Consider the following 11,979-nt stretch of genomic DNA (forward strand, 5'->3'; position numbering starts at 1 on the left):
GTTATAATATTGAATAAAAAAAAATGCGCCCCTTAAAAGGAGCGCAAATTTAAAAAATATCTATGACGTATGGACTAGAAAATGTATCTAACTCCAAATTGTGCTTGCCATCTTGATAATAAGCTTGAGTTATAAGAAAATGTTTCCGTTGCTCCTGTGTACGTATATGTTGGCACACCAGATGTATCAACATCTACTCCTAATGGTTGTACAGAACTTGGTTGTTGTACAAGACCCCAGTCACTATTTAATAAGTTTCCAACATTTAATACATCAACACTAAACTGTATTGTATTAGTTTTACCACCTCCTACATTAAACTTGTAGTCTTGTAATAATTTAAGATCCCAACGTCCTCTCCATGGAGCTAAAGCACCGTAGCGCTCTACATAGTCTCCACGACGATCACTTAAATAATCATCTTGTTGAATAAAAGACTCAAAAGCCTCAGCTTGTCCAGCTCCTGAGAATTGCATGTCTTGTAACTCTGCAGCTGTAGGCACGTAAAGTAAATCGTTTAAGTTAGAACCATCTCCGTTTAAATCTCCACCATAAGTGTAGTTAAAACGTCCACCTTGAGCGTACTCAAAGAACGTAGAGATTGTTGTTGCCCACTTATCATTACCATAAGTAAACTTTTTACTTGCAACACCAATAAAACGGTGTGTATCTCCGTATTTAGAATGTGATAACACATCGTTATTAGCATTACCAACTACTGGATTAAATGCAAATGCATCACCCGTAATTTCTGCTTCAATTGAATTAACATCCTTAGAGTTTAAGTAGTTATAAGCAACACTTGTGTATAATCCGTTATCAAACGTTTTTTGAGCCTTAGCTGTAAAGTTCCAAACACGACCTTTGTTTGAGTTTGTAAATACGTAAGCATTATTAATAACATCATCTGATGTGTAGATTGCTCTTGTATCTCCAGGCGCATTTAAAGTTCCCGTAGGATTACGAAGTCCCCAGTTTTGTACGTGTGCTCCATTAATATCTTTTGTGTAAGAAATATCTGTTGTTGCAACAATACCATTATCAAATCTGTAATCTGCTCCAATATTTGTTCTCCATACTTGAGGGAATTTAAAATCTGGATCTACTACTTGGTAAAAGAATACTTCTGGATTAGCAATCTGGTTACCTAACCATACAAATGGTAAACGACCTGTAAATAATCCCGTTCCACCACGTACTTGAAAACTATTGTCTCCTTTTACATCATAATTAAACCCAACTCTTGGAGAGATTAATACTTTGTTTGATGGCATTTTAGTGTTATCTAAAAACACACCTTCTCCTGTATTAGGATTTACATATTCAATTCCTGGAGCATAACAACATGCTCTATCAATAACATCTTGTGCTTTTGAAGATGAGTCAAAAAATAATGGCTTGTCAAATCTAACACCGTATGTTAATTTAAAGTTTTCAGTAACATTCCATTCATCCTGAAGATAAAATGCTAATTGTCCTACATTCGTTTCGGCTAATGCCCAACCCCCTGCAACTCCTTCACCGTTTGCTTCTAAACTTGCGTTTGCAGCTGCAGCATCGTTAAATAATGCTTGTAATTGTCCTGAATCTGCAAAGTTTTGAAAATCATCCATTGTTGTTGTTGGAAAAAAGACGCCTTGCGCTCCATAAGCTCCTAAATTGAAAGAGTTATCAAACTGAAATTTCTCATAAGAGAAACCTACAGTGTACGTATGATCACCTTCAACATAGTTTAAGTTATTTGAAAATTGAAATACTTTCTGATCCAATGTATTGTTAATAGAAAAAGGCTCATGTCCTGCAATAATATAATTAGAACCACCATTTGTAATTGTAATTGTTGGTGCTGGTGATGATAATGCATTTCTATAATCGTCAAAATGAGTATACCCCATTTGAAACTTATTACTTACGCTACTAGATAACGTCGAGTTTAATTCTAACTGAAAAGACTTGATGTTATTATTGATCTCATATCCTGTGTTTTCAAACTGTAATGTATTTGTGTCCGGCCCTCTAAAACCTAATGCCGATGGATGTGCAGGTTTTTCTTTAGATGCATTTAAAAAGTTATAAATTACAGCTAAACGGTTATTATCATTAATATTCCAATCTAACTTAAAGATACCTTTAGTAGAATTTGAATCGTAATTAAATCCTTGGTAACGTCCTGGGTCATATCCTAAGTCCAATAATGCATTTTGAACAATTAATAGATCAGATTCTAAAACACGAGTTTCGTTAATTGCACCACTTCCTGTATTTGGCGCAAAACCATTTGTACCTAAATCAGAACGTTCGTCCTTTTCAAAGTTAGCAAAGAAGAATAATTTATTTTTCACAATTGGACCTCCGATACTAACACCATATTGGTTTTGTTCTAAATCCGACTGAAAAACATCTTCTCCTTTAATCTTTCCTCCAGTCATGTCTTCGTTTCTAGTAAAACCGTAAACAGTACCATGAAACTCATTAGTTCCACTTTTAGTTACCGCATTAACAGCAGCACCAGTAAAACCAGACAATGTAACATCATAAGGTGCTAAAGATACTTGAATCTGCTCAATAGCATCTAAAGATATTGGCTGAGAATCTGTTTGACCTCCTGGAGTTGCAGCGTCTAATCCAAATGGATTATTAAAAACTGCACCATCTAAACTAAAGTTGTTAAATTGATCATTTCTACCTCCAAAAGAATTTCCTGAAGCAGAAGGCTCTAACCTTGTAAAATCTGCAGCAGATCTAGAAATAGTAGGCAACGTTGTTAACTCACGTCTTCCAACACTAGTTTCTGCACCTGTTCTATCACTTCCAAAAGTACCAGAAGCAGATCCGGTGATAACAACCTCATCTAGAGACTCGGCATTACCATTCATTGCTGCATCTAAGTTTGTTGTTTTACCTAATGTTAAATATACATTAGTAAATGTTTGCTCTTTAAATCCAACATAAGTAATAGATACCGTATACGGTCCACCTACTCTAAGATTTAATAAATTGTAACGTCCATCTAAGTTTGTAATAGCGCCATACTTAGTTCCTGTTGGACCATGTACTGCTACCACATTGGCACCAAATAATGGTTCGTTGGTGTCATCCTGTACTAACCCTTTAATACTAGATGTTGTAACCTGAGCAAAACTCAGAACTGTAAATAACAGTAAAGTAATAGTTAAGTTAAGTTTTTTCATTGTGTTATATTGTTGTGTTGATTGTTTTTAATATTATGCAAGCATAACATTTAACAAAAATATAACAAAAAAAGCCACTCTTTGCAGAGTGGCTTTAATATTTAAATACTATTTATTAACGTATTGTTAACAACAATTTTTAGTTATGCTTGAGCAACAACTTCAAATTCTAAATCAACATTTACTGATCTATGTAAACGCACTGCTGCGTTATATTTACCTAAACGCTTAACTGTAGTCACAGAGATAAATTTCTTCTCAATGTTTTGACCTTCTTTAGCTAATGCTTCAGCAACATCAATGTTGTTTACAGAACCAAATAATTTGTCTCCTTGTCCAACTTTAGCAGCTATTTTGATCTCTAAAGCTTTAATTGCTTCAGCAATTACGTTAGCTTGTTCAACCTCTTTAGCCTCTTTGTAAGCACGTTGCTTTAAAGTTTCTTCTAACGATTTGATAGCAGATTTAGTTGCTAAAATCGCGTGTCCTGTAGGGATTAAAAAGTTTCTACCATAACCGTTCTTTACCGTTACAACATCGTCTTTAAATCCTAAGTTTTCAACGTCTTGTTTTAATATAAGTTCCATTGTTATGATATTTTTATTTTAATAAATCTGCTACATATGGCATTAAAGCTAAGTGACGTGCTCTTTTAACAGCAACAGACACTTTTCTTTGATACTTTAATGAAGTTCCTGTTAAACGTCTTGGTAAAATTTTACCTTGAGCGTTAACAAAACCTAATAACCAATCTGCATCTTTGTAATCTACATACTTGATACCAGACTTTTTGAAACGACAATATTTCTTTTGTTTGTTAGTTTCAATATTTAAAGGTGTAAGATATCTGATCTCTCCTTCTTTTTTTCCTTTTGCTTGTTGATCTATACTTGCCATAATTAAGCTTTTTGTTTTAATTTAACTCTTCTACGTTCCGCCCATGACACTGCATGTTTGTCCATAGCTACAGTTAAGTAACGCATAAAACGCTCATCACGTCTAAACTCTACTTCTAAAGGATTGATTACTTCTCCTTCTACTTGGTACTCAAATAAGTGGTAAAATCCACTTTTTTTGTTTTGAATTGGGTAAGCTAACTTCTTAAGTCCCCAATCTTCTTTTGATACCATCTTTGCTCCTCTAGATACAAGAAATTCTTCGTATTTCTGTACTGTTTCCTTTATCTGTGTTTCAGATAAAACGGGATTTAAGATGAAAACAGTTTCATAATGATTCATAAAAATCTAATTTAATTTGTGTTAAAAATGAGTGCAAAAATAATTCTTTTTATTTAATCCCACAAGTACTTTTCAATCATTTTTAATACAAAATAAAGCGTTCAATAAAATCTTTTTAAAATGTTAAAATTTACATTTTAGCGGAGTTTTTTGGTTTTAATCCCGATTTTTTGTACTATTGTCGATAACTTAACCTATAAAGAATAAAGACTATGGTATTAAATTGTGTAGTAGTGGACGATTCAGCAATACAAAGACTGTCTATTGTAAAGCTAATTGAAAACAACAATCATCTAAACTTGATTGCTGAGTACAGCAGTGCTTTAGAGACTAAAAACGGATTAAATACACATAAGGTAGACCTTATCTTCTTAGATATTGAAATGCCTGTATTAAATGGTTTTGAATTACTAGACGTACTAAATAATAAACCTCAAATTGTTTTTGTAACTGGTAAAACAGAATACGCATTTAAAGCATTTAATTATGATGCTACAGATTATTTACAAAAACCTATAACTAGAGAACGTTTTAGCCAAGCAGTTGATAAAGCTGTAGAGCACCATAAGTTAAAACTTGATTTTAATCAAGAAGAAGGAGAACATATATTTGTAAAAAGTAATCTTAAAAAACGTAAAGTTTACATTAGAGATATTAAATGGATTGAAGCACTTGGTGACTATGTAAAATTAGTAACTGAAGACACCAGTCTTGTTGTATTATCTACAATGAAAGCTTTTGAAAGCGAATTACCAGAAGGTAAGTTTTTAAGAATCCACAAATCATATATTGTCAATCTTGACAAAGTAGACCGATTTAACAGTAAAAATGTTGAAGTTGGTGCTTACGAAATACCTTTAAGTAGAAACAAAAAAACACAGTTAGTAGAAGCTTTAAATAGCATCTAAACAACTACATTCTTTATATAATTAAATCCTGCTTTTTTTAAGTGGGATTTTTTATGTCCCATAACTTTGATGTAAAATTTATAAAGTACTACAACTAGTAGCACGTCTCTAATAATTATCGACATTAATAATAACTCGTACTCCTTTAAAACCTCCAATAGCAGCAAAACTAGTATTTACTTTTTTAATAGCTTCTTTTGTTTTACCTAATGGCTGACCTTGCGGTACTTTAATTAGAATGTTTTTATGGTATTGATTACGAATTCTAGATATCGGCGGAAACTCAGGTCCTAAAACATTATGTTTAAACAATTGTGTTAGCGACTTTGCTAACCAATCTGCTGCCATATCTACTTTATTATAATCGCGATGTTTTAGTGTGATTTTTATTAATCTATAATATGGTGGGTATTTATAATTATAACGCTCTTCCAACTGCTCCTTAAACATCCCGGCATAATCATTTATTGAGACTTGCTGCAATATTTTATGATATGGATTATAAGTCTGAATTAGTACTTTACCTTGCTTATTGGTACGTCCTGCCCTACCAGACACCTGTAACATTAACTGAAAACTTCTTTCATGCGCTCTAAAATCCGGAAAGTTTAACATGTTATCGGCATTCATTATACCAACTAACTTAACGTTTCTAAAATCTAATCCTTTAGTTAACATTTGTGTACCGACTAACACATCAATCTCTTGCTGCTCAAAAGCAGTTATAATTTTTTCGTAACCAAACTTACCTCTTGTCGTGTCTAAATCCATACGCCCTACTTTAAGGGTTGGAAATAGCAGTCTAACCTCGCTTTCAATCTGTTCCGTTCCAAAACCTTTAGAGTCTAGTCCTGGCGTCCCACATGCCATACATTTAATTAACATCGCACTGTTATAACCACAATAATGACAACGCAACTGTTTACGAAATTGATGATACGTTAAACTAACGTCACAATTAGGACATTGCGGCGAATGTCCACAAGTATTACATTCTACAATTGGCGAATACCCTCTTCTATTCTGAAACAGTATAATTTGATGTCCATCGGCAATCGCTTCAGTCATTTCTTCGATTAATCTATCGGAAAAATGCCCTTTCATTTTTTTACGCTTCTGCTTGTCTTTAATATCTACTAGCTCGATATCTGGTAACTGAACATTATTATAACGTCTATTAATTTCGACTAAACCATATTTATTTTCCTGCGCATTAAAATAGCTCTCAATACTTGGAGTAGCACTTCCTAAAAGTGTTTTTGCTTTAAAAAGCGATGCTAAAACGACAGACACATCACGCGCGTGGTAACGTGGTGCAGGATCAAATTGCTTAAAAGAAGATTCATGCTCCTCATCCACTATAATTAACCCCAAATCTTTAAAGGGTAAAAATATAGATGATCTAGCGCCTAAAACTATTTTCGCTTTCGCTGAATTATTTAATACTTGATTATAAACCTCAACACGCTCATGAGCAGAATATTTGCTATGAAACACCGCTACTTGTTCTCCAAAATAGTTTTGCAGTCTAGTAACCAACTGTGTTGTCAATGCAATCTCAGGCAATAAATACAAGACCTGTTGTCCTTTTGCGATAACTTCCTCGATTAGCTTTACATATACTTCCGTTTTACCAGAAGACGTTATACCATGTAAAAGCACGACGTTTTGAGTTTTAAAACTAGTCTTAATTTGCTGTAAAGCTTCCGTTTGAAATTCGTTTAAAGCTTTTGAAGCTTCATTCTCTTCTCCATCATAAACCACACGATCTGTTTGGATATGATAATCTTCTAAAATACCTTTATCAACTAACGCTTTTACTGTTGCAGAAGTTGTTTTACTTTCTGCCACTAAATCCGAAACTTTAACTGGCTTTTTAGTCTTTGCAGAAATAGAAAATAAGGTCATAACAACATCCCGCTGTTTTTTTGCTCTACTACTTAATGCTTCTAATAATTGATTTAAAGATTCTGGAGTAGTATAGTCTTCTGTTAGCTTAACATATCTAACATATTTTGGCTTATACTTATCGTAAATTTCTTCATTTAAAATAATAGCCTCTTTTTCTACTAACCGTTTTACTACAGGAAGTACATTTTTTTTATCCAAAATGTTGGCAATATCCTGAATCTTAAGTGATGATTGGCGTTGTAATGCTTCGTAAATAAGATACTCGTCGTCTTTTAAATCTGTTTCATTTAATTCAATAGCATTATTCTTACTTATAATGGTTTCGCTTTCAAGCAAAAAAGCATTTGGTAATGCCGCACGCATAACCTCGCCTTCTGTACACATATAGTATTTAGCAATCCATTGCCATAATTGCAATTGCATTTCTGTAACTATTGGTGTTTCGTCAAGAATTTGATGGATTTGCTTTGCCTCATAAATTAAAGGCTTTACTTGATGGATTGATGCGACAATTCCTGTGTATATTTTTGATTTCCCAAAAGGGATAGACACACGCATTCCGATACTTAAAAACCCACTCTCTGCCTCCGTTATACTATATGTAAAACGGTTTTCTAGAGGAATGGGTAATATAACATCTATATAATGCAAAATATATTGGCCTTTTTAATTGGTAATTATTTTATACGTTCCCAATATTGAGTAGAGTAGAAAAAACCAATATAACCTCTAACTTGAAGTGTATCGTCTTCTGTAACTGCTAATCTTAAGTCGTAAACTTTACCACTTTGAGGGTCTACAACTGTCCCGTTTTTATAGTACTTACCATCTTTAGTCATATCCTTAATTATATCCAAACCTAAAATTGGTTGATTATAATCGTCGCCTTCACATTTTACACATGGTAAATCACGTCTGTCTTTATTAAAAATTTCAATAATTTTACCATATACTTTTCCGTCTTTTTCATAGACTTCTACAATTGATTTTGCTTCACCTGTTTCGTCATCAATAGTTTTCCATTGACCAAAAACATCTTGTGCTTGAGCTGATAAACTAAATAATAGAACTAATAAAACGATACTACACTTTTTCATAATTAAAAACTTTTTTTAAGTTGTTTTAAAGACATGTTTAACTCAAATCCCAATAATAGGATATTTGCGTTAAGCCATAAATAAAATAATAAAATTAATAATGCACCAATCGAGCCATACAGCTCATTGTACTGTGCAAAATTTTCGATGTAAATCCCAAATAAAAAGGAAGTCACTAAAATTAGTATTGTGGTAAACAGCGCACCAATGGAGAAAAACCTAGACGACTTTCCTTCTGCTGTTCCAAAATAATACAACACTGCGGTTGCCATATACACCATAACTACAAAAAAGCCATATTGTGCTAATGTACTCCAAATACTAACTTGACGCTTGGCAATATAACCACGATCTGTTAAATTATCGATGACATATATATTAAAATATCCTAAAACTGCAACGGTCACAATTAGTAAAAAGGATAAAATTAAAGCGATACCTAACGCATATAAATATTGCTTAAACACATTACGTGTTAATTGGTCATGATATGAGTTTTCAAACCCAGAAAACAAGGCATTAATACCGTTTGCCATTAAAAAAATAGATAACAAAAACACAGAGGATAATAAGCTTCCGTTTTGATTACCTCCTATATTATTAAATATATTATCGGAAAAAAAATCTGATGTTGTTGGTGGCAAAATAGATTCTAAAAAGACCAAAAAATCTGTTTGAAAATCGTCTATTGGGATATATGGAATGACAATAATCACGAATAGCAAAAACGGAAATAATGCCATAAAAAAGCTATAAGCTATTGCACTTGCTCGTGCTGTTAATGCCCCCTTTACAATGCCAATAATGTACAATTCAATTAAATCGTACATAGATAATCCCACCAAGCCAGGTAGTTTTATTTTACCCAATAGTTTAACCAAAATGTTAACCACCGGTATTTTGTTAAGCTTCTCCTCTATGGCTTGAGACATTTAATTTTAATTGTTTGATTTGCTTTTACTTTTTATCAAAAACACTTTTCGTGTAAATGCTTAGCTATTACGGTGTTAAAAATGATAGTTTTAAGACGTTATTAAAGACGTCTATTGGTTAATTATTAACCTTTTAAATAGTTAAACTATTAAATTAATCTACCGCTTTTAAGCTTAAATCCATATTATAAACAGAATGCGTTAATGCACCTGACGAAATAAAATCAACACCACATAAAGCATAGTCTCTGATTGTTTTTTCGTTAATTCCACCAGAACTTTCCGTCAAACATTGATCACCAATTAGTTTTACAGCTGTTTTAGTGTCTTCGTAATTAAAATTATCTATTAGTATTCTGTAAACGCCTTCGGTTTTTAAAATCTCTTTGATTTCGTTTAAATCTCTAGCTTCTACAATAATTTTTAAATCACGATTAGTGTCTTTTAAATATTGTTTTGTTTTTTGAATAGCTTTAGTAATTCCACCAGCAAAATCTATATGGTTATCCTTAAGCATAATCATATCGTATAAAGCAAACCTATGGTTTTCTCCGCCACCAATTTTAACTGCCCATTTTTCAATAGCTCTAATACCTGGTGTTGTTTTACGTGTGTCTAAAACTTTTGTTCCTGTACCTTCTAATAAGTCTACAAACTGTCTTGTTTTTGTTGCAATAGCACTCATACGTTGCATAGCATTCAACACTAATCGTTCTGCTTTTAAAATAGATTGTGATGCACCAGTAACATAAAACACAATATCACCATATTTAACTCTGCTCCCATCTTCAATAAGGGTTTCGATCTTCATGTCTGCATCTACATAGCTAAATACTTGCTTAGCAAATTCTACCCCTGCTATAATCCCTTCGTCTTTAACCAACAACTTAGCTTTACCTTGCGCTGATGCAGGAATACAAGATAATGAACTATGATCACCATCTCCAACATCTTCTCTAATAGCGTTAGTTATAATTAATTCTATTTCTTTATCAAATTGCGCTTGACTTATCATGTGTTTCTTATTTGATGTAAAAATAACAATACATTTTTGATTTACTATTTTGATTTATCATTTTTCAAACTAAAAAATTAACGCATCTTATCTCATAAATTGTAAATTTGCACATGACTATAAAACTTCTAGCCATTGGCAAAACCGATAATAAGCAATTACAACAGCTAATTGACGACTACACAAAACGTTTAGGTTTTTATATAGGTTTTGATTTGGAAATTATTCCAGATTTAAAAAAAGTAAAAAATTTAAGCGAAGACCAGCAAAAACAAAAAGAAGGTGATCTTATTTTAGGAAAGCTAAAGCCGACTGATGTCTTAATTTTACTTGACGAAAACGGTAAACAATTTGATAGCGTTGGTTTTTCTAACTATTTACAAAAACACATGAACTCTGGAGCTAAGCAAATTGTTTTTGTTATTGGAGGACCTTATGGTTTTAGCCCTGAAGTATATGCAAAAGCACAAGGAAAAATATCATTGTCTAAAATGACATTTTCCCATCAAATGGTGCGTTTATTTGTTATTGAGCAGTTGTATCGTGGTTGTACAATTTTAAGGAATGAACCTTATCATCATAAGTGATAGAAAAACTAAACTATCTAAAAGCAGAACACGACTTCTTATCTTTTTTAATAAGATTGGCCATTAAACAATTAACTATAGAAAAAGCGACTAGTATTAAACCGAAAAAGTATTTCCAGTTTTCATCTCCCTTAAAAAGGTATGCGCCTACCATAACAATAGAGGCCCAAACAATTGCGTTTATTAAGATTAATTTTTTCATACTTATTAGACACAAAAACTTAAATTTTGTTACAAAAATTAGTAGTTATTATTAATTTGCAACAAAAAGCCCATTATGCAACTCGTTTTCGCTACAAACAACCAAAATAAAGTCAAAGAAGTCCAGAACTTAATACCGTCACATATTAAGTTGTTAAGCTTAAAAGATATTGGATGCTTTGAAGATGTACCAGAAACCCAACCAAATATTAAAGGCAATGCAGTACAAAAAGCAGAGTACATAAAACTGCATTATGGCTTTGATTGCTTTGCGGACGATACCGGTTTAGAAGTTGAAGCTTTAAACGGGGCACCTGGCGTTTTTAGTGCCAGATACGCAGGTCCACAGCGTAATGACAATGATAACATGTCCTTATTATTAGAAAACCTAATAGAAAAAGATAATAGAAACGCGCAATTTAAAACGGTTGTTGCATTACATTTAAACAATAACTTGGACACATTTACTGGTATTTGTAAAGGCGAAATCACTAGTTCCAAACAAGGAGACAAAGGGTTTGGTTACGATCCTATTTTTAAACCCAATGGTTATGACAGCACATTTGCGCAAATGGATTTAAAATTGAAAAATAGCATTGGGCACCGCGGTAAAGCTGTACAACAATTAGTTGCTTTTTTAAATAGACTTTAAACTTTTAAATCAGTAATTTAAAAAACAAACCTCTTTTAGCGCAAAACAACCTTTTTTAGACCAATTTAAAACGTCATTTTACTTAATCAGATTTAACAAAAAACACCACACCCCTTTTATTTACTGTACTTAACAAGGATAATCTATTAAAGATTGAATATCCAGAATTAAAACGTACCTTTGCACCTTGAAAAACCCATGAGGGTTTATATATTCCTCAGAGAGAGGATGTGTTATTAGAAGTTTA

The 11,979-nt window shown here is 32.6% G+C and carries 12 protein-coding genes; 3 read left to right on the forward strand and 9 right to left on the reverse strand.

The features are described from left to right. Window positions 1-74: 74 nt before the first annotated feature. From BMZ09_RS15315 to rpsF, 4 genes are all read right to left on the reverse strand, one after another. The gene (locus BMZ09_RS15315) at window positions 75-3,191 is read right to left on the reverse strand and encodes a TonB-dependent receptor (protein ID WP_090842251.1); all 3,117 of its coding nucleotides are present in this window, start codon (window positions 3,189-3,191) and stop codon (window positions 75-77) included. 143 nt (window positions 3,192-3,334) lie between these two features. Next, window positions 3,335-3,778: a 50S ribosomal protein L9 gene (rplI, locus tag BMZ09_RS15320; protein ID WP_090842253.1), complete on the reverse strand. Its 444-nt coding sequence runs from the start codon at window positions 3,776-3,778 to the stop codon at window positions 3,335-3,337. Window positions 3,779-3,791: 13 nt separating this feature from the next. Next, on the reverse strand, window positions 3,792-4,088 hold the full coding sequence (rpsR, locus tag BMZ09_RS15325) for a 30S ribosomal protein S18 (protein WP_090842255.1): 297 nt from the start codon (window positions 4,086-4,088) through the stop codon (window positions 3,792-3,794). Between the two features lie 2 nt (window positions 4,089-4,090). Next, complete coding sequence (gene rpsF, locus BMZ09_RS15330) at window positions 4,091-4,429, reverse strand: 30S ribosomal protein S6 (RefSeq protein ID WP_090842257.1); 339 nt, start codon at window positions 4,427-4,429, stop codon at window positions 4,091-4,093. 212 nt (window positions 4,430-4,641) lie between these two features. Between rpsF and BMZ09_RS15335 the strand changes: the two genes are divergently transcribed. Beyond that, window positions 4,642-5,337 carry a LytR/AlgR family response regulator transcription factor gene (locus tag BMZ09_RS15335; RefSeq protein WP_090842260.1) on the forward strand — a complete coding sequence of 232 codons (696 nt, stop codon included), beginning with the start codon at window positions 4,642-4,644 and terminating at the stop codon, window positions 5,335-5,337. 108 nt (window positions 5,338-5,445) lie between these two features. On the opposite strand, the gene priA is transcribed toward BMZ09_RS15335, so the two are convergent. The 4 genes from priA to nadC form a co-directional block, all read right to left on the reverse strand. Continuing rightward, the gene (gene priA, locus BMZ09_RS15340) at window positions 5,446-7,902 is read right to left on the reverse strand and encodes a replication restart helicase PriA (RefSeq protein ID WP_090842262.1); all 2,457 of its coding nucleotides are present in this window, start codon (window positions 7,900-7,902) and stop codon (window positions 5,446-5,448) included. Between the two features lie 23 nt (window positions 7,903-7,925). Beyond that, window positions 7,926-8,345 carry a DUF2147 domain-containing protein gene (locus BMZ09_RS15345; protein ID WP_090842264.1) on the reverse strand — a complete coding sequence of 140 codons (420 nt, stop codon included), beginning with the start codon at window positions 8,343-8,345 and terminating at the stop codon, window positions 7,926-7,928. Window positions 8,346-8,347: 2 nt separating this feature from the next. Then, the gene (locus BMZ09_RS15350; protein WP_090842266.1) at window positions 8,348-9,277 is read right to left on the reverse strand and encodes a YihY/virulence factor BrkB family protein; all 930 of its coding nucleotides are present in this window, start codon (window positions 9,275-9,277) and stop codon (window positions 8,348-8,350) included. A gap of 154 nt (window positions 9,278-9,431) precedes the next feature. Continuing rightward, complete coding sequence (gene nadC / locus BMZ09_RS15355; protein WP_090842268.1) at window positions 9,432-10,292, reverse strand: carboxylating nicotinate-nucleotide diphosphorylase; 861 nt, start codon at window positions 10,290-10,292, stop codon at window positions 9,432-9,434. A 113-nt stretch (window positions 10,293-10,405) separates the two neighbouring features. On the opposite strand from nadC, the gene rlmH reads away from it, so the two are divergent. Next, a complete protein-coding gene (gene rlmH, locus BMZ09_RS15360) occupies window positions 10,406-10,879 on the forward strand; it encodes a 23S rRNA (pseudouridine(1915)-N(3))-methyltransferase RlmH (protein WP_090842270.1) in 474 nt (157 codons plus the stop codon). Between the two features lie 13 nt (window positions 10,880-10,892). On the opposite strand, the gene BMZ09_RS15365 is transcribed toward rlmH, so the two are convergent. After that, window positions 10,893-11,081 (reverse strand): hypothetical protein, encoded by a 189-nt coding sequence (locus BMZ09_RS15365; protein ID WP_090842272.1) that lies wholly within the window; start codon window positions 11,079-11,081, stop codon window positions 10,893-10,895. A 75-nt stretch (window positions 11,082-11,156) separates the two neighbouring features. Here BMZ09_RS15365 and BMZ09_RS15370 point away from each other — a divergent pair, with 75 nt between their 5' ends. Then, on the forward strand, window positions 11,157-11,732 hold the full coding sequence (locus BMZ09_RS15370; RefSeq protein ID WP_090842274.1) for a non-canonical purine NTP diphosphatase: 576 nt from the start codon (window positions 11,157-11,159) through the stop codon (window positions 11,730-11,732). Window positions 11,733-11,979 lie beyond the last annotated feature (247 nt).

The organism is Olleya namhaensis (genome assembly GCF_900114005.1).
Lineage (GTDB): Bacteria > Bacteroidota > Bacteroidia > Flavobacteriales > Flavobacteriaceae > Olleya > Olleya namhaensis.